20 protein-coding genes, 2 tRNA genes and 2 pseudogenes are annotated in these 20,065 nt (G+C 55.0%); 18 read left to right on the top strand and 6 right to left on the bottom strand.

Features of this window, described 5'->3' with window-relative positions:
- Positions 1 to 5: 5 nt before the first annotated feature.
- The 4 genes from mlaC to murA all read left to right on the top strand — a co-directional run bounded on the left by mlaC (position 6) and on the right by murA (position 2,764).
- Positions 6 to 641 carry a phospholipid-binding protein MlaC gene (mlaC, locus tag ACLI4M_RS07220; protein ID WP_133622604.1) on the top strand — a complete coding sequence of 212 codons (636 nt, stop codon included), beginning with the start codon at positions 6 to 8 and terminating at the stop codon, positions 639 to 641.
- Positions 641 to 937 carry a lipid asymmetry maintenance protein MlaB gene (gene mlaB, locus ACLI4M_RS07215; RefSeq protein ID WP_048914465.1) on the top strand — a complete coding sequence of 99 codons (297 nt, stop codon included), beginning with the start codon at positions 641 to 643 and terminating at the stop codon, positions 935 to 937. Before mlaC ends, mlaB begins: the two co-directional genes overlap by 1 nt.
- Before the next feature lie 227 nt (positions 938 to 1,164).
- Positions 1,165 to 1,419 carry a BolA family iron metabolism protein IbaG gene (ibaG, locus tag ACLI4M_RS07210; protein ID WP_048914466.1) on the top strand — a complete coding sequence of 85 codons (255 nt, stop codon included), beginning with the start codon at positions 1,165 to 1,167 and terminating at the stop codon, positions 1,417 to 1,419.
- Positions 1,420 to 1,495: 76 nt separating this feature from the next.
- Entirely contained in the window at positions 1,496 to 2,764 is a 1,269-nt protein-coding gene (gene murA, locus ACLI4M_RS07205; RefSeq protein WP_099753981.1) for a UDP-N-acetylglucosamine 1-carboxyvinyltransferase, read from the top strand.
- Positions 2,765 to 2,816: 52 nt separating this feature from the next.
- On the opposite strand, the gene ACLI4M_RS07200 is transcribed toward murA, so the two are convergent.
- The gene (locus ACLI4M_RS07200) at positions 2,817 to 3,077 is read right to left on the bottom strand and encodes a helix-turn-helix domain-containing protein (protein WP_133622605.1); all 261 of its coding nucleotides are present in this window, start codon (positions 3,075 to 3,077) and stop codon (positions 2,817 to 2,819) included.
- Between the two features lie 239 nt (positions 3,078 to 3,316).
- Entirely contained in the window at positions 3,317 to 4,291 is a 975-nt protein-coding gene (ispB, locus tag ACLI4M_RS07195) for an octaprenyl diphosphate synthase (protein ID WP_133622606.1), read from the bottom strand.
- A 255-nt stretch (positions 4,292 to 4,546) separates the two neighbouring features.
- Here ispB and rplU point away from each other — a divergent pair, with 255 nt between their 5' ends.
- The 4 genes and pseudogenes from rplU to cgtA all read left to right on the top strand — a co-directional run bounded on the left by rplU (position 4,547) and on the right by cgtA (position 7,408).
- Positions 4,547 to 4,858, top strand: coding sequence for a 50S ribosomal protein L21 (gene rplU, locus ACLI4M_RS07190; protein WP_048914470.1), 312 nt, complete (start codon positions 4,547 to 4,549; stop codon positions 4,856 to 4,858).
- 15 nt (positions 4,859 to 4,873) lie between these two features.
- On the top strand, positions 4,874 to 5,131 hold the full coding sequence (gene rpmA / locus ACLI4M_RS07185; RefSeq protein WP_048914471.1) for a 50S ribosomal protein L27: 258 nt from the start codon (positions 4,874 to 4,876) through the stop codon (positions 5,129 to 5,131).
- A gap of 105 nt (positions 5,132 to 5,236) precedes the next feature.
- Positions 5,237 to 6,233: pseudogene (locus ACLI4M_RS07180) on the top strand (DMT family transporter).
- Complete coding sequence (cgtA, locus tag ACLI4M_RS07175; RefSeq protein ID WP_048914473.1) at positions 6,230 to 7,408, top strand: Obg family GTPase CgtA; 1,179 nt, start codon at positions 6,230 to 6,232, stop codon at positions 7,406 to 7,408. Before ACLI4M_RS07180 ends, cgtA begins: the two are co-directional and overlap by 4 nt.
- Positions 7,409 to 7,556: 148 nt before the next feature.
- Here the strand turns inward: cgtA and pmrB are convergent, their stop codons facing one another.
- The 3 genes from pmrB to dacB are packed head-to-tail and all read right to left on the bottom strand — an operon-like array spanning position 7,557 to position 10,709.
- Positions 7,557 to 8,612 carry a two-component system sensor histidine kinase PmrB gene (pmrB, locus tag ACLI4M_RS07170; RefSeq protein ID WP_133622608.1) on the bottom strand — a complete coding sequence of 352 codons (1,056 nt, stop codon included), beginning with the start codon at positions 8,610 to 8,612 and terminating at the stop codon, positions 7,557 to 7,559.
- Entirely contained in the window at positions 8,609 to 9,271 is a 663-nt protein-coding gene (gene pmrA, locus ACLI4M_RS07165) for a two-component system response regulator PmrA (protein ID WP_133622609.1), read from the bottom strand. Before pmrA ends, pmrB begins: the two co-directional genes overlap by 4 nt.
- A gap of 4 nt (positions 9,272 to 9,275) precedes the next feature.
- Entirely contained in the window at positions 9,276 to 10,709 is a 1,434-nt protein-coding gene (gene dacB / locus ACLI4M_RS07160; protein WP_099753983.1) for a serine-type D-Ala-D-Ala carboxypeptidase, read from the bottom strand.
- 249 nt (positions 10,710 to 10,958) lie between these two features.
- Between dacB and greA the strand changes: the two genes are divergently transcribed.
- The gene (greA, locus tag ACLI4M_RS07155) at positions 10,959 to 11,441 is read left to right on the top strand and encodes a transcription elongation factor GreA (protein ID WP_048914481.1); all 483 of its coding nucleotides are present in this window, start codon (positions 10,959 to 10,961) and stop codon (positions 11,439 to 11,441) included.
- Positions 11,442 to 11,571: 130 nt separating this feature from the next.
- Here greA and yhbY read toward each other — a convergent pair whose 3' ends face one another.
- Positions 11,572 to 11,865, bottom strand: a complete 294-nt coding sequence (gene yhbY, locus ACLI4M_RS07150; protein ID WP_048914482.1) for a ribosome assembly RNA-binding protein YhbY — start codon at positions 11,863 to 11,865, stop codon at positions 11,572 to 11,574.
- 128 nt (positions 11,866 to 11,993) lie between these two features.
- Between yhbY and rlmE the strand changes: the two genes are divergently transcribed.
- The 9 genes and pseudogenes from rlmE (at position 11,994) to nusA (ending at position 20,059) form a co-directional block, all read left to right on the top strand.
- Positions 11,994 to 12,623 (top strand): 23S rRNA (uridine(2552)-2'-O)-methyltransferase RlmE, encoded by a 630-nt coding sequence (gene rlmE / locus ACLI4M_RS07145; protein WP_048914483.1) that lies wholly within the window; start codon positions 11,994 to 11,996, stop codon positions 12,621 to 12,623.
- Positions 12,624 to 12,725: 102 nt separating this feature from the next.
- Positions 12,726 to 14,661 (top strand): annotated as a pseudogene (ftsH, locus tag ACLI4M_RS07140) (ATP-dependent zinc metalloprotease FtsH).
- Positions 14,662 to 14,820: 159 nt separating this feature from the next.
- Entirely contained in the window at positions 14,821 to 15,657 is an 837-nt protein-coding gene (folP, locus tag ACLI4M_RS07135; RefSeq protein ID WP_133622610.1) for a dihydropteroate synthase, read from the top strand.
- Positions 15,658 to 15,661: 4 nt separating this feature from the next.
- Positions 15,662 to 16,996: a phosphoglucosamine mutase gene (gene glmM, locus ACLI4M_RS07130; protein WP_099753985.1), complete on the top strand. Its 1,335-nt coding sequence runs from the start codon at positions 15,662 to 15,664 to the stop codon at positions 16,994 to 16,996.
- 268 nt (positions 16,997 to 17,264) lie between these two features.
- Positions 17,265 to 17,597: a preprotein translocase subunit SecG gene (gene secG / locus ACLI4M_RS07125; protein WP_048914487.1), complete on the top strand. Its 333-nt coding sequence runs from the start codon at positions 17,265 to 17,267 to the stop codon at positions 17,595 to 17,597.
- Positions 17,598 to 17,652: 55 nt separating this feature from the next.
- Positions 17,653 to 17,739, top strand: a tRNA-Leu gene (locus ACLI4M_RS07120).
- Positions 17,740 to 17,787: 48 nt separating this feature from the next.
- Positions 17,788 to 17,864, top strand: a tRNA-Met gene (locus tag ACLI4M_RS07115).
- Positions 17,865 to 18,076: 212 nt separating this feature from the next.
- Positions 18,077 to 18,529, top strand: a complete 453-nt coding sequence (gene rimP, locus ACLI4M_RS07110) for a ribosome maturation factor RimP (protein WP_048914488.1) — start codon at positions 18,077 to 18,079, stop codon at positions 18,527 to 18,529.
- A gap of 24 nt (positions 18,530 to 18,553) precedes the next feature.
- On the top strand, positions 18,554 to 20,059 hold the full coding sequence (nusA, locus tag ACLI4M_RS07105) for a transcription termination factor NusA (RefSeq protein ID WP_048914489.1): 1,506 nt from the start codon (positions 18,554 to 18,556) through the stop codon (positions 20,057 to 20,059).
- Positions 20,060 to 20,065 lie beyond the last annotated feature (6 nt).

Raw genomic sequence — 20,065 nt, 5'->3', positions numbered from 1 at the left:
AAGTAATGTTTAAACGTTTACTGATGGTCGCGATGCTGGTCATTGCACCCGTAGCGGCGAATGCCGCAGCCGACCAGACCAATCCTTACAAGCTAATGAATGAGGCGGCGCAGAAGACCTTTGACCGCCTGAAAAACGAACAGCCTAAAATCAAGCAGGATCCTAACTATCTGCGGCAGGTCGTGCGTGAAGAGCTGCTGCCGTATGTGCAGGTGAAATATGCGGGAGCGCTGGTGCTGGGCCGCTACTACAAAGAAGCCACCCCGGCACAGCGTGAAGCCTATTTTGCGGCTTTCAGCGACTATCTGACCCAGGCATACGGCCAGGCGCTGGCGATGTATAACGGCCAGACTTATCAGATCGCCCCGGAGCAGCCGCTGGGTGATGCAAACATTATCGCTATCCGCGTCACCATCATCGACCCGAACGGCCGACCACCGGTGCGCCTGGACTTCCAGTGGCGTAAAAACAGCGTCAGCGGAAACTGGCAGGCGTTTGATATGATCGCTGAAGGCGTGAGTATGATTAGCACCAAGCAGAATGAGTGGAGCGGCGTGCTGCGTCAGCAGGGCATCGACGGCCTGACCGCGCGCCTGAAGTCGGCAGCAAATGAGCCTATCACGCTGGACAAGAAGCAGTAATGGACGGGCAACTGCGCTGGCAGGTCGAGGACGACCGGCTAACTCTTGCCGGCGAGCTGGAACGTGAAACGCTGCTGCCGCTTTGGCAGCAGCGTGCTGAGGTGATGGGCCGGGTTGAGATTATCGACGTTGCGGGCCTGCAGCGCGTGGACTCCGGTGGCCTGGCCCTGCTGGTCCATCTGCGGCAGATCGTGCTAGCGCGTGGCAAAGCGCCGCGTTTTACCGGGATCACGGATAAACTGCGTTCGCTGATCACCCTCTACAACCTGCAGAAAATTATTGCCGAAGGCGAGTAAGGCACTGGGCGCGTTAGTCCGGCAGCAGTAGCCGTGGAACGCGTTGAGTTTACTCGTTTTTACCCAAGGGAGCGCATTGTCGCTCCCTTCTTCTTTACGCGCCGGGAGTGTTATCTGTTCTCATTTAGGCTTTTTCTCAAAGCGCAGGCATTTTTTGCTTGTTTAAGAGTCGGGCAGATTCCACTAAGATGTGTGCCTGTTTATTATCAAGTGAATTTAAGAGCATCATGGAAACGAGTGAAATTCAATCCGTGCTGATGAGCGCGCTACCGCTGCAGGAAGTCCACGTAACCGGAGATGGCAGCCATTTCCAGGTGATTGCCGTGGGTGAACTGTTTGGTGAACTGAGCCGCGTTAAGAAACAGCAGACTGTCTATGCTCCGCTGATGGAGTACATCGCGGATAACCGCATGCATGCGGTTTCCATCAAGACTTATACCCCTGAAGAGTGGGCGCGTGACCGTAAGTTAAACGGTTTTTAAGCTGCCAGAGTTTGCCACGCGTAACGTGGTGAGGCGCTGGCGGCAGATTTTTAGCTGACAACAGAGAGCAGTTGCAATGGATAAATTTCGTGTACAGGGTCCGACCCGTCTGAGTGGTGAAGTCACTATTTCCGGGGCCAAAAACGCCGCATTGCCGATCCTGTTCGCTGCTTTGCTGGCTGAAGAGCCGGTAGAGATTCAGAATGTCCCGAAGCTGAAGGACATCGATACCACCATGAAGCTGCTCAGCCAGCTGGGTATGAAAGCAGAACGTAATGGTTCCGTGCATCTGGATGCCAGTGAGGTCAACATTTACTGTGCGCCTTACGATCTGGTGAAAACCATGCGCGCTTCTATCTGGGCGCTCGGTCCGCTGGTGGCGCGTTTTGGCCAGGGGCAGGTTTCACTGCCCGGCGGCTGCGCTATCGGTGCGCGCCCGGTTGACCTGCATATCACCGGCCTGGAGCAGCTCGGCGCCACGATTAAGCTGGAAGAGGGCTACGTGAAAGCCTCGGTTGATGGCCGCCTGAAAGGCGCGCATATCGTGATGGATAAGGTCAGCGTTGGCGCGACCGTGACCATTATGAGTGCGGCCACGCTGGCAACCGGCACCACCGTGATTGAGAATGCGGCCCGCGAGCCGGAAATCGTTGATACCGCTAACTTCCTGAACACGCTGGGGGCGAAAATCACCGGCGCAGGCAGCGACCGCATCACCATTGAAGGCGTGCAGCGCCTGGGCGGCGGCGTGTACCGCGTACTGCCTGACCGTATTGAAACCGGCACCTTCCTGGTCGCTGCGGCGATCTCCGGCGGTAAAGTGGTGTGCCGTGCGGCACAGCCTGACACTCTGGATGCCGTACTGGCTAAGCTGCGTGAAGCGGGTGCCGATATCGAAACCGGTGAAGACTGGATCAGCCTGGATATGCACGGTAAGCGTCCTAAGGCCGTCAATCTGCGCACCGCGCCGCATCCGGGCTTCCCAACCGATATGCAGGCCCAGTTCAGCCTGCTGAACCTGGTCGCGGAAGGGACCGGTGTGATTACCGAAACCATCTTCGAGAACCGCTTTATGCACGTGCCAGAGCTGGTACGCATGGGCGCGCACGGCGAGATCGAAAGCAACACGCTGATCTGCCACGGGGTGGAAAAACTGTCCGGTGCCCAGGTTATGGCTACCGATCTGCGTGCTTCCGCCAGCCTGGTTCTGGCGGGCTGTATCGCAGAAGGCACCACCATTGTGGATCGTATTTACCACATCGATCGTGGTTATGAGCACATTGAAGACAAGCTGGCCGCTCTTGGGGCGAACATCCAGCGCGTAAGCGGCAGCAGCGAAGAGTAATCTTTGCGCGCAGCAGGAAGCAGGGTCGGTAGAGAATACCGGCCCTTTTTTTTTACTTGCGGATCCGCTGTTTACGATCGAGCAGCCGGTGGGTGTGCGGATCGTAGTAGCGGCTGGGCCAGATCTCCGATGGATGAATATTCAGCGCATCAGCAATCAACCATTCGCCTTTCGGCCACGGGCGGCACAGGGTGTTGGCGAGTGTCGATGAGCTTAAGCCAGCCTGTCGGGATTGTGCAGCCAGCGTGGTGCCTTTTTTACGCAGCGCGGCAATAATATCGGCGGGGTGCCAGTCTTGCTGAGTGTGTCTCACGTGCTTACCCTCCTTGGGCACTTTTGGATATAACAGGTGCTTTATAGCAAATAATTTCCGTTTATTTCCAGTAAAATGCGCGACTAAAACATTTTTTGCGTAGTACTACGCAAAAGTGCAGGTAATGGCGTGAGGGTGTTGCAGAAAGATGAGAGGGCGGGCGGAGCTGTCGGGCAAGATAGCCAGATTGTTGAGATAAAAAAAGCGCGGCAGGCCGCGCTGTTAAAGCAGAGTCGGGATTAGAATTCGCGCTGTACTGACATATGCGCCAGCGCTTCCAGCGCACTACGCCACGGTGATTCCGGTAAGACATTCAGCGCAGCGATCGCCTTATCGGCTTCTTTCTCTGCGGCGTCGCGGGTCCATTCCAGCGAACCACATTCACGCATGGTTTCCAGAACGGGTTCCAGTAAATGACGCCCGTTACCCTCTTCAATCGCCGAGCGGATCATCGCAGCCTGCTCCGGGTTGCCGTTACGCATCGCGTGCAGCAGCGGCAGCGTAGGCTTGCCTTCGCTCAGGTCATCACCGACGTTTTTCCCCAGAGTTTTGCCATCGGCACTGTAATCGAGAAGATCGTCGATCAGCTGGAAAGCGGTGCCGATATAGCGGCCATAATCCTGCAGCGCCTGTTCCTGTGCCGTTGTGGCACCGGCGAGGATTGCCGAGGATTGCGCCGCCGCTTCGAACAGGCGTGCGGTTTTGCTGTAGATCACCCGCATGTAGCTCTCTTCGGTGATATCCGGGTCGTTACAGTTCATCAGCTGTAACACTTCCCCTTCCGCAATCACGTTCACCGCTTCCGACATCAGTGCCAGCACCCTGAGTGAACCCAGGCTGGTCATCATCTGGAAAGCGCGGGTATAGATGAAGTCGCCGACCAGCACGCTGGCGGCATTGCCAAATGCCGCATTGGCGGTGGCTTTGCCGCGCCGCATGTCGGATTCGTCGACGACGTCGTCGTGCAGCAGCGTCGCGGTGTGAATAAATTCGATCAGAGCTGCAACGGTAATATGCTGCTTACCGGAGTAATCATTCACCGCGCGTGCAGCCAGCACGGCGATCATTGGGCGGATGCGTTTCCCTCCGCCGCTGATAATGTAGTAGCCCAGCTGGTTGATAAGGGATACATCGGAGTTCAGCTGGTCGAGTATTGTCGCATTGACGTCCGCCATATCTTGCGCGGTGAGTTCGTTTATCTGTTCTAAGTTCATCAGTCTTTTCAGCTATCGCTCAGTTCGCTGCTATGATAAGCGCCTTAACCCGTGCCTGTGGCATGAAATGTATGACAGATTGTACTGCAAAAACGCGGCGGTGAAACGTCTCCATTCATGTTGCGTTTTTTTTCTGCAATACAGCGTAACAGGCACTTGTCTTTAGTGAGGAAGTTGCGTAGAATTCGCGCCCTATTGTGAATATTTATAGCGCAGCCCGAAATCAAAGAAGGCAAGCGCGAGAGCGGAGTTTATATGTACGCGGTTTTCCAAAGTGGTGGTAAACAACACCGAGTAAGCGAAGGTCAGACCGTTCGCCTGGAAAAGCTGGACATCGCAACCGGCGAAGTTGTTGAATTCGACCAGGTTCTGATGATTGCTAACGGCGAAGACGTTCAGATCGGCGCACCATTAGTTTCTGGTGGCCTGGTTAAAGCGGAAATCGTTGCTCACGGTCGTGGCGACAAAATCAAGATTGTTAAGTTCCGTCGTCGTAAACATTACCGTAAGCAGCAGGGTCACCGTCAGTGGTTCACTGATGTGAAGATCACTGGCATCAGCGCTTAATAGGAGATCTGACAAATGGCACACAAGAAAGCTGGTGGTTCGACTCGTAACGGTCGTGACTCCAACGCAAAACGCCTGGGCGTAAAACGTTTCGGCGGCGAAACTGTTCTGGCTGGTAGCATCATCGTTCGTCAGCGTGGCACCAAATTCCACGCGGGCACCAACGTTGGCTGCGGCCGTGACCACACTCTGTTTGCAACTGCAGACGGCCAGGTCAAATTCGAAGTTAAAGGCCCGAACAACCGTAAATACATCAGCATCGTTGCTGAGTAATTAGGTTTTCGTGCCGCAGAGTGGCAAATGCCGCTCTATGCGACGACGAAAAGAAAAGCCCCGCACTAGACTGCGGGGCTTTTTACATTCTGCCAGGGAACACCGATGTCAGTCAGTAAGCAGCAGGCAGGGATAGGGACCGCTCTCGCGCTGGTCACTGCAATGAGCTGGGGCTCGTTGCCTATTGCGATGAAACAGGTGCTGGTGGTGATGGATCCCGCCACGGTGGTGCTCTACCGTTTTCTCCTTGCAGCAGCAGGCCTGGGCGCAATTTTAGCGCTGAAACGCCAACTGCCGCCGCGTGACTTCTTTCGTCACCCGCGCTGGCTGGTCTGGGTGTTAATTGCCACCGCGGGTCTGATGGGCAACTTCGTGCTGTTTGGTTCTTCGTTGCAGTATCTCAGCCCTACCGCCTCCCAGGTGATTGCCCAACTGGCACCGCCGGGCATGATGCTCGCCAGCGTATTCATCCTGAAAGAGAGGATGCGTGGCAGCCAGATCGTCGGTGGGGTGATGCTGTTATGCGGACTGGTGATGTTCTTTAACACCAGCCTGATTGAGATCTTCACGCGCCTGACGGATTACACCTGGGGTGTGATCCTCGGTGTCAGCGCGGCCATGGTGTGGGTAGTCTACGGCGTGACGCAGAAAATTTTGCTGCGCCGTTCTGGGCTCGCAACAAATCCTGTTTTTGCTGTACACTTTATGTGCAGTGGCGCTGTTGCCGATGGCTCGGTTGGAGCTGTTGTGGCAGCTGGACGGCTGGCAGTTAGGCTGTCTGTTATTTTGCGCGCTCAATACCCTGGTGGGTTATGGCGCGCTGGCGGAAGCCTATGCACGCTGGCAGGCGGCACAGGTCAGCGCAATCGTGACGCTGACGCCCTTATTTACCCTGCTGTTTTCAGAATTTTTATCGCTTGGCTGGCCCGACTTTTTTGCCATTCCGCAACTCAATACCTTAGGGTTTGTTGGAGCAATCGTCGTGGTGTCAGGCGCCATGTTTTCCGCAATTGGTCATCGCTTATGGCCACGGCGGAGCAATCCCGACCCGCTGCCAGCAGGCAGTGAGCCCGGGCGAATGAGTGACGGAGAAGTAAAATGAAGTTTGTTGATGAAGCGACGATTCTGGTAGTAGCGGGCGACGGCGGCAATGGCTGCGTCAGCTTCCGTCGTGAGAAATATATTCCGCGTGGTGGTCCAGACGGGGGTGATGGTGGTGACGGCGGCGATGTCTATATGCAGGCTGATGAAAACCTCAACACCCTGATTGACTACCGTTTTGAGAAATCCTTCCGTGCCGAGCGCGGGCAGAACGGCCAGAGCCGTGACTGTACCGGTAAACGCGGCAACGATATCCTGATCAAAGTGCCGGTCGGCACGCGTATTATCGACCAGGGTACCGGTGAAACGCTGGGTGATATGACTCACCATCAGCAGCAGATGATGGTAGCGAAGGGCGGCTGGCACGGTCTGGGTAACACCCGCTTCAAATCCTCCGTAAACCGTACGCCACGTCAGAAAACAATGGGTACCCCGGGCGAAAAGCGCGACCTGCAGCTGGAGCTGATGCTGCTGGCCGACGTCGGTATGCTGGGCCTGCCAAACGCCGGTAAATCGACCTTTATTCGCGCGGTTTCTGCCGCGAAGCCAAAAGTGGCCGATTACCCGTTCACCACCCTGGTGCCAAGCCTCGGCGTGGTGCGCATGGACAGCGAGCAGAGCTTCGTGGTGGCCGATATTCCAGGGCTGATCGAAGGCGCATCGGATGGTGCTGGCCTGGGTATTCGCTTCCTGAAGCACCTCGAGCGCTGCCGCGTTCTGCTGCACACTATCGATCTGGCGCCGATTGACGAAAGCGACCCGGTTGAGAATGCGCGCATCATCCTCGGCGAGCTGGAAAAATACAGCGACAAGCTGTTCAATAAGCCACGCTGGCTGGTGTTCAACAAAGTTGACCTGCTGGATGAGGAAGAGGCGCAGGCGCGTGCTAAAGCGATTGCAGACGCGCTGGGCTGGACCGAGAAGTATTACCTGATCTCCGCGGCGAACCGCGTGGGCGTCAATGCGCTGTGCTGGGACCTGATGTCCTTTATCAACGCCAACCCGAAAGAAGCAGAACTGGAAGCGAAGCAGCCAGAGAAAGTGGAATTCATGTGGGATGACTACCATCGTCAGCAGCTGGAAGAAGCACAGCCAGAAGTTGAAGAAGACGATGACTGGGATGACGACTGGGACGAAGACGACGAAGAAGGTGTCGAAACGGTCTATCAGCGTTAATCCACGCTAAAAAAAACGGGACGCCACTGGCGTCCCGTTTTACATGGTGCTAACCGATAATCGCGGTGGTCAGGCGAGAGATGCAGCACAGCCGATCCCACTGACGCAGGCGTTTTTATCCACTGGGGAAAGGAAGCGGAAGCGGCGACTAACCCAGTTGGTAAGGGAGCCAGCAGGTGGCGATCAATCCCTGGCGGTCGCTGCGGTTGGCCAGGTCAAAATTGCCGTGGTGAATCTGGATAATGCGCTGGACGATATTCAGCCCGAGGCCGCTGCCACCGTAGCGCTGGTCCATCCGGCGGAAGGCTTTTACCACTTCGCGCACTGCGCTTTCTTCGATGCCGGGGCCTTCATCGCAGACGGTGATTTCACTGCCATCATTGCTGGCAGTGATATTCAATGTAATTGTGCTGTCCTGTGGGCTGTAGCGCGAGGCATTTTCTAACAGGTTGCGCAGCATCAAACGCAGCAGCACCGCGTCGCCCTGTACCGACAGCATCAGATCGCCCCTGACGATCAGCCGCTGCTGACGCAGGGCCAGCAGTTCATTAATCTCTTCGCGCAAGGGTTCAACGATCTCCTGCCACGATACCGTCTGATAATGCCCGCTGGCCAGCGCGTGGCCCGCGCGCGACAGCATCAATAGCTGTTCGATAACGTGCATCAGCTGATCGATGCGCTCAACCAGCATTGGCCCTTTTTTTACCCCTTCCTGCTCCAGCAGTTCCAGATGCAGACGCAGGCCCGCCAGCGGGGTACGCAGTTCATGCGCCGCGTCGGCGGTGAATAATCTCTCTTGCTGGAGTTGGTGATCCAGGCGGCCCAGCAGCTGATTCAGCGAGCCGGTAACTGCGACAATTTCATCCATTTCGGAATGCAGCGGCAGCGGGGTGAGATTATCGGCAGAGCGGGCGGTGAGGCTTTTTTGCAGCGAACGCAGCGGGCGGATGATCCAGCTGATGGCCCAGAAGGAGAGCAGCAGCGTGAAGCACACCATCACCAGAGAGGGGAGCAGCAGCGAGGCAATCGCTTCGCGGATCTCATTCTCTACCTGGTCGTTGCGGGAATGAGCAGAGAGCGTTTCGTTAACCAGAAAGGTGATCTGCTCGCGGCTCTCATGCCACAACCATAATGCACTCATCAGCTGGCAGCTGAGCAGGATCAGCGCCAGCATGATCAGCAAACGCCGACGCATACTGTTCATTCACGCGCTTCCAGGCGATAACCGACGCCGCGTACCGTTCTGATCCGATCCTTACCCAGCTTGCGGCGCAGATTGTGAATGTGAACTTCAAGGGTGTTGGAGCCGGTATCATCCTGCCAGCTGTAGAGATCCTGCTGTAAGGTTTCGCGATGCACGGTCTGGCCGATGCGCATTAATAGCCGGGTCAGCAGCGCAAACTCTTTTGGTGTCACTTCGATCGGCTGGCCCTCAACCCCCACCTGCTGAGAGGAGAGATTGAGCGCAATGTCACCATGCTGCAGCAGGTTATCGCTCTTACCCTGGTAGCGGCGAATCAGTGCACGGGCGCGCGCTTTCAGCTCAACCAGCGCAAACGGCTTGATCAGGTAGTCATCGGCTCCGGCATCCAGCCCGTCGACGCGATCTTCTAACGCATCACGGGCGGTGAGGATCAGCACCGGTAGGTCAATCTGCTCTTTGCGCCACTGGCGCAGCAGGTCGGCTCCGTCCCGGTCGGGCAGGCCAAGATCGAGTACGATTAAGCTGTACTGACCGCTTTGCAGCAAGGCCACTGCTTCGCGGGCGTTGGCGGCACAGTCAACCGCATACCCCTCACCGGTCAGGGCGAGGGATAACCCTTCCTGCAGCAGCACATCATCTTCAACGATCAGTATTTTCATCGGCTCAGTTGTTCTGATAAACGTCTTTATACAGACGGCTTTCGAAGCGCACCAGCGGGATACGGCGCTGCCGCTGATCCTCAGGTGGTACGGCGTAACCAGACAGATACTGGACAAAAGCCACGCGCTGTCCGCTGGCGGTGGTCATAAAGCCGGCAAGGTTATAAACACCCTGCAACGAACCCGTTTTGGCGGACACTTTACCATCCACTCCGGCTTCATGAAGACCGCCGCGATAGCGTAAGGTTCCGTCATAACCCGCCAGCGGCAGCATAGAAATATAGTTTAGCTGCTGATCGTTCTGCGCAATGTACTGCAGCACCTGCATCATTGTCGCAGGCGAAATCAGATCGTGGCGCGACAGGCCGGAACCGTCGACCTGAATGCTGTTACCGAGATCGATATTGGCTTTCTGACGCAGGATCTGACGTACGGCATCCGAGCCTGCTCGCCATGTGCCCGGCACGCCGAAGCGCTCATGACCGATGGTGCGGAACACCGTATCAGCGATCATATTGTCGGATTTTTTCAGCATGATCTTCAGCAGATCGTGCAGCGGAGCCGACTGCGTCGCGGCCAGTACGGTACCGGGTTGCGTCACCTGCGTCTGGCGCACCAGATGCCCGGTATAGTCGATACCGGCGCTCTGAAGTTCGGATTTGAGGATAGCACCCGCATAGCTCGCTCCATCCTGTATCGCGAACGCCAGCGGCAGCGGCTCACTGCGCTGCGTCAGGCAGCCGGTGAGCGTAAAGCGGTTCAGCTCACCGGGGACCACGTCCAGCTCGCAATACTGCGCATCCGGTGACCCTTTTGCCAGAGTGCGCACTTCGCTGAACATATTGACCGGATACCAGGAAGCCACGCGGATAAAGGCTTTTTCTCCCGGATTCGGCGCGCTGTACAGCGACACCGAGAAGCAGTTACGGTCAACGATAGCGGCGCCAGGCGGAGCACTAAAGCACTGGGTCATATCATTCCACGGCCAGCCGGGGGCTTTGTCGTGGCTGGCGAACACCGAGGTGTCTATCACCAGGTTGCCATCAATATGCTGCACGCCCTGTTTCTTCAGCGCCGCCACCATATTGCGCAGGTCCTGACGCGTCAGCGTCGGGTCACCGCCGAAGCGTGCTACGAGATCGCCACGCAGCGTATCGCCGCTCAGGCTGCCTTTGCTTTCGAGCTGGGTGTGAAAACGGTAATCAGGACCAAGCTGTAACAGTGCCGCCAGCGCGGTGATCACTTTCATGGTACTGGCCGGCAGCGCCATCTGCTGGCTGTGATAATCAATCGAGGGCGACGCAGCGCCAATTTTCTGCACAATCAGCGCCAGGTTCGCGCCGTCGGGTAAGTATTGGGTGTAGTCTTCGACGGGGGCTGCCTGCGCTTGCAGCATAAATGCGCAGCTAATGCCGGTGACAATTCGTGAAAATCGCATAATCTCGCGGTAACTGACAGGTGATGCTGTCATACTACGGTGCATCGTGGTGGAAAGTAAACGATGACCCTTGAGGAACTCTGGGGTAAAATACGTATCAAATTGCAAAATAAGCCAGACCCTGGAAACTGCTCCGGGTCAGGCTTCTTTCGTTTTAAATCAGTAATAAGCGCCGCGGGACGCCTTTCCTGCATGCCATGCGTCAGGACGACGACACATTGAACAGGACAGATTTTACGAGGTATTGAGATGAATCAGATTCCGATGACGTTAAAGGGCGCGGAAAAATTGCGCGAAGAGCTGGAAGAGCTGAAAACCGTAAAACGCCCAAGAATTATTGCCTCAATTGCGGATGCAAGGGAACACGGCGACTTAAAAGAAAATGCGGAATACCACGCTGCCCGTGAGGAGCAGGGGTTCTGTGAAGGCCGTATTCAGGAAATCGAAGCCAAGCTTTCCAATGCTCAGGTGATCGATGTCACAAAAATGGCCGGCAATGCGAACGGCCGCGTGATTTTTGGCACCACCGTCACCGTGCTAAATGTCGAAACGGACGAAGAGTCGACCTACCGCATTGTGGGCGATGATGAAGCCGATTTTAAAAAGAACCTGATTTCAGTGAACTCACCGATGGCGCGCGGTTTGATTGGTAAAGTCGTTGATGACGTGACCATTGTCAAAACCCCCGGCGGCGATGTGGAATACGAAATTCTGAAAGTAGAGTATCTTTAATTATTCTCTGAAGGTTTTGTAAAGATAAGAAAAAGGCCGCATCGCGGCCTTTTATCAGAATCAGGAGCATGGCACTTTCTCCAGACCTGAGCTTAGTATGGACGGGCCGTGACGAAAAACGGCCGACTCCTCAGCGCGGAATGGAGATCTTGCGTTCCTTCGTTGGACGGTACAGCACCAGCGTCTTGCCGATGACCTGCACGTTAACTGCACGTGTTTCGCGCACGATAGCTTCCACTACCAGGGCTTTCGTCTCACGATCTTCTGTGGCGATTTTCACCTTGATAAGTTCATGGTGCTCAAGTGCTTGTTCGATCTCGGCCAGCACCCCTTCGGTCAAACCATTGTTGCCCAGCATGACAACGGGCTTCAGAGGATGGGCCAGGCCTTTCAGGTGCTGTTTTTGTTTGGTACTCAGATTCATCGTATTTTTTACTTACATTGGGATTGAAAACGGGTCATTCTACCGCCATCTCTGGTGTATCACCAAATCGGCAGAGCTGATTTGCGCGGTTTATTTATCGCGAACAACGAATCATAGTTGGAAATTGTATGACTGGTAAAAAGCGTTCGGCCAGTTCCAGCCGCTGGCTACAGGAACACTTTAGCGATAAATATGTGCTTCAGGCACAGAAAAAAGGGTTGCGCTCGCGCGCCTGGTTTAAACTTGATGAAATACAGCAAGGCGACAAGCTTTTCAAACCTGGTATGACCGTGGTTGACCTCGGCGCGGCGCCAGGCGGCTGGTCGCAATATGTGGTAACGCAGATTGGGTCAAAGGGTCGCGTCATCGCCTGTGATATCCTGCCAATGGATCCCATCGTTGGTGTCGATTTCCTTCAGGGCGATTTTCGTGATGAACTGGTATTGAAAGCCCTGCTGGATCGCGTAGGGGATACCAAAGTTCAGGTTGTGATGTCAGATATGGCACCAAACATGACGGGTACCCCTGCAGTTGATATTCCCCGCTCGATGTATTTATGTGAGCTGGCGTTAGAGATGTGCCGTGATGTTCTGGCACCTGGCGGCAGTTTTTTAGTGAAAGTGTTTCAGGGAGATGGCTTTGAAGAATACCTGCGGGAAATTCGCTCCCTGTTTACGAAAGTAAAAATTCGTAAGCCGGACGCTTCACGCTCTCGTTCGCGTGAAGTGTACATTGTAGCGACAGGGCGCAAACTATAACCCTAATAGCCGGGATCACAGCGATTCCAGATATGACGGATATATAGTACCCTACGCTGTCTGTTAACACAGTTGTAATATGAGGTTAATCCCTTGAGTGACATGGCGAAAAACCTAATTCTTTGGTTAGTCATCGCAGTCGTGCTGATGTCTGTATTCCAGAGCTTTGGGCCCAGCGAGTCGAATGGCCGTAGGGTTGATTATTCAACCTTCCTGTCTGAAGTGAACCAGGATCAGGTCCGCGAGGCACGTATTAACGGGCGTGAGATTAACGTAACCAAAAAAGACAGTAATCGATATACGACCTACATCCCCGTCAACGACCCCAAGTTACTCGATAACCTGTTGACTAAAAATGTAAAAGTAGTGGGTGAACCACCAGAAGAGCCGAGCCTGCTGGCTTCAATCTTCATTTCCTGGTTCCCTATGCTGCTTCTTATCGGTGTCTGGATCTTCTTTATGCGTCAGATGCAGGGCGGCGGCGGAAAGGGCGCGATGTCCTTCGGCAAGAGCAAGGCCCGCATGCTGACAGAAGATCAAATCAAAACAACCTTTGGCGATGTTGCCGGTTGTGACGAAGCCAAAGAGGAAGTGAGCGAGCTGGTTGAATACCTGCGCGAGCCAAGCCGCTTCCAGAAACTCGGCGGTAAAATTCCGAAAGGCGTGCTGATGGTCGGTCCTCCGGGTACCGGTAAAACCCTGCTGGCAAAAGCGATTGCCGGTGAAGCAAAAGTGCCTTTCTTTACCATTTCCGGTTCTGACTTCGTTGAAATGTTTGTTGGTGTGGGTGCATCTCGTGTGCGCGACATGTTCGAACAGGCTAAGAAAGCCGCGCCGTGCATCATCTTTATCGATGAGATCGATGCCGTTGGCCGTCAGCGCGGTGCCGGTTTAGGTGGTGGTCACGATGAGCGTGAGCAGACGTTGAACCAGATGCTGGTTGAGATGGACGGCTTCGAAGGCAATGAAGGCATCATCGTTATCGCCGCAACTAACCGTCCTGACGTACTCGACCCTGCGCTGCTGCGTCCGGGCCGTTTTGACCGTCAGGTTGTCGTTGGTCTGCCGGATGTTCGCGGACGTGAGCAGATCCTGAAAGTGCATATGCGCCGTGTACCGCTGGCGACGGATATCGATGCGGCAATCATTGCGCGCGGTACGCCTGGCTTCTCCGGTGCTGACCTGGCTAACCTGGTCAACGAAGCTGCTCTGTTCGCGGCACGTGGTAACAAGCGTGTGGTGTCGATGGTAGAGTTTGAAAAAGCCAAAGACAAAATCATGATGGGTGCGGAACGTCGCTCCATGGTGATGACCGAAGCACAGAAAGAGTCTACCGCGTATCACGAAGCAGGCCATGCCATCATCGGCCGTTCTGGTTCCTGAGCATGACCCGGTACATAAAGTGACGATTATTCCACGTGGACGCGCTCTGGGTGTGACCTTCTTCCTGCCTGAAGGCGACGCCATCAGCGCCAGCCGTCAGAAACTGGAAAGTCAGATCTCCACCCTGTACGGCGGCCGTCTGGCGGAAGAGATTATCTACGGTGTGGAACATGTTTCTACCGGCGCGTCGAACGACATCAAAGTCGCTACTTCGATCGCACGTAACATGGTTACGCAGTGGGGCTTCTCTGAGAAACTCGGTCCGTTGCTGTATGCAGAAGAAGATGGCGAGGTGTTCCTCGGCCGATCCGTGGCGAAAGCTAAGCATATGTCTGACGAAACCGCGCGTATCATCGACCAGGAAGTTAAGTCACTGGTAGAAGTGAACTACAAGCGTGCCCGTGTCCTGCTTGGTGAGAACATGGACATCCTTCACGCGATGAAAGACGCGCTGATGAAGTATGAAACCATTGATGCTCCACAGATCGACGACCTGATGGCACGCCGCGAAGTGCGTCCGCCAGCGGGTTGGGAAGACTCTGGTAGCAGCAACAGCTCAGACAATAACGGCACGCCTAAGGCGCCGCGTCCGGTCGATGAACCGCGTACGCCAAACCCAGGCAACACCATGTCCGAGCAGTTCGGCGACAAGTAATTTTGCCGCAGTAAGCTGTTATAATCGAAACCCCGGCGCTGACCGGGGTTTTTTTATATCCCAAATAATTGGAACTGCATCAAGGCGAGCAAACGCAGCCAACACAGATGCAGCTTCAAGTATGACGGATATAGACTTGTTAACCGGAGACCATTCGTCATGAAGCTGTACGCCAGAGATTCCGTGCTCGACCTTTCTCATCCTCACGTTATGGGGATTCTGAACGTCACCCCCGACTCTTTTTCTGATGGCGGCAAACATAACGAATTGATTCAGGCACTGACCCATGCCAATGAGATGATCAACGCCGGTGCGACCATTATTGATGTGGGGGGGGAATCAACCCGCCCGGGCGCTGCTGACGTTAGCGTGGAGCAGGAGCTGGAGCGTGTTATTCCGGTGGTTGAGGCTATCGCTCAGCGCTTTGAAGTGTGGATCTCTGTGGATACGTCGAAGCCCGAGGTGATCCGCGAATCGGCGCGCGTTGGCGCCCATATCATCAACGATATCCGCTCTCTGCAGGAGCCGGGCGCGCTGGCCGCGGCGGTAGAGACCGGGCTGCCGGTGTGCCTGATGCATATGCAGGGGGAGCCGAAAACCATGCAGCAGTCGCCGCAATACCATAATGTTTTGCGCGATGTGGATCAGTTCTTTGTTGAACATATCGCCCGTTGCGAAGCGGCCGGGATCAAAAAATCGCAGTTGCTACTCGACCCGGGTTTCGGTTTCGGTAAGAATCTGTCGCACAACTATCAGTTACTGGCGCATCTGGCCGATTATCATCGCTTTGGGCTGCCACTGTTAGTCGGCATGTCGCGCAAAAGTATGATTGGACAGTTACTCAATGTAGGCCCTTCGCAGCGCCTGACCGGCAGCCTGGCCTGCGCGGTGATTGCGGCAATGCAGGGCGCCCATATTTTGCGCGTACACGATGTGAAAGAAACCGTAGAAGCGATGCGCGTCGTCGAAGCTACACAGTCCGCAAGGGAAGAATAACACTATGAGTAACCGCAAGTATTTTGGTACCGACGGCATCCGCGGCAAAGTGGGTGAATCGCCAATCACGCCTGATTTTGTGCTGAAATTGGGTTTTGCTGCAGGCAAGGTGCTGGCGCGCCACGGCTCGAAGAAAATCATCATTGGTAAAGACACGCGTATTTCTGGCTACATGCTGGAATCCGCGCTGGAAGCAGGCCTTGCCGCAGCCGGACTCTCTGCGGCATTTACCGGCCCGATGCCGACCCCTGCGGTTGCTTATCTGACCCGTACTTTCCGTGCTGAGGCTGGGATTGTGATTTCCGCCTCGCATAACCCGTTCGACGATAACGGCATTAAATTCTTCTCCACCGAGGGCACCAAGCTGCCGGACGACGTGGAAGAGGCGATTGAAGCCGAGATGGAAAAGCCGATCACCTGCGTCGAGTCCGCCGCGCTGGGTCGAGCCAGTCGTATTGTCGATGCTGCCGGGCGCTACATTGAGTTCTGCAAAGGGACTTTCCCGAGCGAACTGAGCCTGAACGGCCTGAAAATTGTGGTCGACTGCGCTAACGGTGCCACCTATCACATCGCCCCTAACGTGCTGCGTGAACTGGGTGCGACGGTGATTGCTATCGGCGTGCAGCCGGACGGCATGAACATTAACAAAGAGTGCGGTGCGACCGACCTGCGTCTGTTGCAGGAGCGGGTGCTGGCAGAGAAAGCTGACGTGGGTCTGGCCTACGACGGTGACGGCGACCGCATCATGATGGTTGACCACCTTGGTCAAAAAGTGGATGGCGACCAGATCCTCTATCTGATCGCGCGCGAAGGTCTGCGTCAGGGCCAGCTGCGCGGCGGCGTGGTGGGTACGCTGATGAGCAATATGGGCCTGGAGCTGGCGCTGAAGCAGCTTGGTATTCCGTTTGCGCGTGCCAAGGTCGGCGACCGTTACGTACTGGAGAAGCTGAAAGAGAAGGGCTGGCGTCTTGGCGCTGAAAATTCCGGGCACGTCATTCTGCTGGACAAAACCACCACCGGTGACGGTATTGTGGCCGGCCTGCAGGTGCTGACCGCGATGGTGCGTAACCATATGAGCCTGCATGACCTGTGCAGCGGCATGAAACTGCTGCCGCAGATTCTGGTCAATGTACGCTTTAGCGGTAGCCACGATCCTCTGGAAGATGCCACGGTGAAAGCCGTCACGGCAGAAGTGGAGGCCGAGCTGAAAGGCCGTGGCCGCGTGCTGCTACGTAAATCCGGCACCGAACCGCTGATCCGCGTGATGGTGGAAGGCGAGGACGAAGCGCAGGTCACCGCGCTGGCGCACCGCATTGCCGATGCGGTAAAAGCGGTTTAACGCCGCAACCGATTTATCCAGGGGGCGACCTTTTTTCCGGTCGCCCCGTGCTGATGATTTGCACTGTTTCTCCCTCGTTCGCACGTAAATAGAGCGCTTTGCTGATTTTTTCCGCACTCAGCAGCAGCCTATGAAATTGCTCTTGCACGTGCGGGCGCCTTTGGTTAGTATTCACACCCGCTTCATAGGTAGGTTGTTACCTGCTTATCAAGACTAACTGGTTTGAAGCTTTTGATGTGCGGTTAACGCGCAAGGAACAAGGTTGATTATGTACGAAGCTCTTTTAGTTGTTTTCCTTATTGTAGCGCTGGGCCTTGTAGGTCTGATCATGCTGCAGCAAGGTAAAGGCGCTGATATGGGAGCATCATTTGGTGCAGGCGCTTCTGGTACGCTGTTCGGTTCTAACGGTTCTGGTAACTTCATGACCCGTATGACTGCAGTGCTGGCGACCCTGTTCTTCATTATCAGTCTGGTTCTGGGTAACATCAACAGCAACAAAACTCAGAAAGGAAGCGAGTGGGAAAATCTGACCCAGCCAGCGCAGTCCCAACAGACTACGCCAGCTAAACCGGCAGCGCCGGGCAACGATATCCCGCAGTAAGCAGTAAGCAGTAACCGTTTCGACGCGACAGAAATAAAAAAGTCGCCTCTTTAGTGCCGTGGTGGTGGAATTGGTAGACACGCTACCTTGAGGTGGTAGTGCCCGCATGGGCTTACGGGTTCAAGTCCCGTCCTCGGTACCAAATCTCAGTTGTGCTTGCAATTTATGCAAGTTTTGCGTAGTATTCGGACGCGGGGTGGAGCAGCCTGGTAGCTCGTCGGGCTCATAACCCGAAGGTCGTCGGTTCAAATCCGGCCCCCGCAACCACTTTCCCTTAGAGTTCTTTTTCAAATATACTGTTTGCACTACTTAATGGCGCACTGCAGCGATTTTGAAAAAAATTCTTTTGGACTGTGCCGAGCCGCCTTTGGCGGTTTACAGGGTCCAGTGACATTAAGCCCCGAATTTTCGGGGTTTTTTGTTATCAGGAAGCAGCATCACTGGGCTATAGGCCCTTTTTTTACGTCTTGGGGGTGGGATTGTCCACATTAGAGCAAAAATTAACAGAGCTGATCTCAGCACCGGTAGAAGCGCTAGGCTACGAACTGGTTGGTATTGAGTTTGTACGCGGTCGCACATCCACCTTGCGCATCTATATTGATAGTGAAGATGGCATCAATGTTGATGATTGTGCTGATGTGAGCCACCAGGTCAGTGCGGTATTTGACGTCGAAGACCCGATCACCGTGGCTTACAACCTCGAAGTCTCCTCGCCTGGCCTTGACCGTCCAATGTTTACCGCAGAGCATTACGTACGATTTACTGGCGAAGAAGTGAGCCTGGTTCTGCGTATGGCGGTTCAGAACCGACGCAAATGGCAGGGCATCATCAAATCTGTGGAAGGTGAGATGATCACTGTTGCCGTTGAGGGTAACGACGAAGTGTTCGCGCTGAGCAACATCCAGAAGGCGAACCTGGTTCCCCACTTTTAAAAGTCCGGATTGAGGCATACCAGGATGAACAAAGAAATCTTAGCTGTTGTAGAAGCGGTCTCTAATGAGAAGTCCCTCCCACGCGAGAAGATTTTCGAAGCGCTGGAGAGCGCGCTGGCCACAGCCACCAAGAAAAAATACGAGCAGGAAATTGACGTTCGCGTCAGCATCGATCGCAAAAGTGGCGATTTCGATACCTTCCGCCGTTGGCTGATTGTTGATGAAGTCACCATGCCTACCCGCGAAATTACGCTGGATGCGGCACAGTTCGAAGATGAAACTCTCGGACTCGGTGGCTTCGTTGAAGATCAGATTGAGTCTGTGACCTTTGACCGTATCACCACGCAAACTGCCAAGCAGGTTATCGTGCAGAAAGTGCGCGAAGCAGAGCGTGCGATGGTGGTTGATCAGTTCCGTGAGCAGGAAGGCGAAATCATCACCGGCGTGGTGAAGAAAGTAAACCGCGACAATATCTCGCTTGAAGTGCGTCCAAACGATGGTTCTAACACCAACGCGGAAGCCGTGATCATTCGTGAAGATATGCTGCCACGTGAAAACTTCCGCCCGGGTGACCGTATCCGTGGCGTACTTTACGCCGTGCGCCCTGAAGCGCGTGGTGCTCAGCTGTTCGTTAGCCGTTCCAAACCGGAAATGCTGATCGAACTATTCCGCATTGAAGTGCCGGAAATTGCTGAAGAAGTGTTAGAAATTAAAGCCGCTGCGCGCGATCCAGGCTCCCGAGCTAAGATCGCCGTGAAAACCAACGACAAGCGTATCGACCCGGTCGGCGCCTGCGTAGGTATGCGTGGTGCGCGTGTTCAGGCGGTATCCAGTGAACTGGGTGGCGAGCGTATTGATATCGTGCTGTGGGATGATAATCCTGCGCAGTTCGTGATCAACGCAATGGCCCCTGCGGATGTCGCCTCTATCGTGGTGGATGAAGATAATCACACCATGGATATCGCTGTAGAAGCCGGAAATCTGGCTCAGGCGATCGGCCGTAATGGCCAAAACGTGCGTCTGGCTTCTCAGCTGAGTGGCTGGGATCTGAACGTGATGACGGTCGACGACCTGCAGGCTAAGCATCAGGCTGAAGCTCATGCTGCCATTGATGTCTTCACCAAACACCTCGATATCGATGAAGACTTTGCTACCGTACTGGTAGAAGAGGGCTTCTCCTCTCTCGAAGAGTTGGCTTACGTGCCAATCAACGAGCTGTTGGAAATCGACGGTCTGGATGAAGACACGGTAGAAGCGTTGCGCGACCGGGCTAAAAACGCGTTGACCACCCTGGCACTGGCAAAAGAAGAGAGCCTCGGCGATACCAAACCGGCGGATGACCTGTTAGGTCTGGAAGGTCTGGAGCGTGAGATGGCCTTTAAGCTGGCGGCAAAAGGCGTTTGCACGCTGGAAGATCTTGCCGAGCAGGGTGTTGACGACCTGTCAGATATTGATGGCCTGAGCGATGAGCGGGCTGGTGAGCTGATTATGGCTGCACGAAATATCTGCTGGTTCGGCGACGACGCGTAATAAACT

It is taken from the genome of Erwinia sp. LJJL01 (assembly GCF_047300805.2).
Classification (GTDB): domain Bacteria; phylum Pseudomonadota; class Gammaproteobacteria; order Enterobacterales; family Enterobacteriaceae; genus Erwinia; species Erwinia aphidicola.
This window is presented reverse-complemented; position numbering and strand designations above follow the sequence as displayed.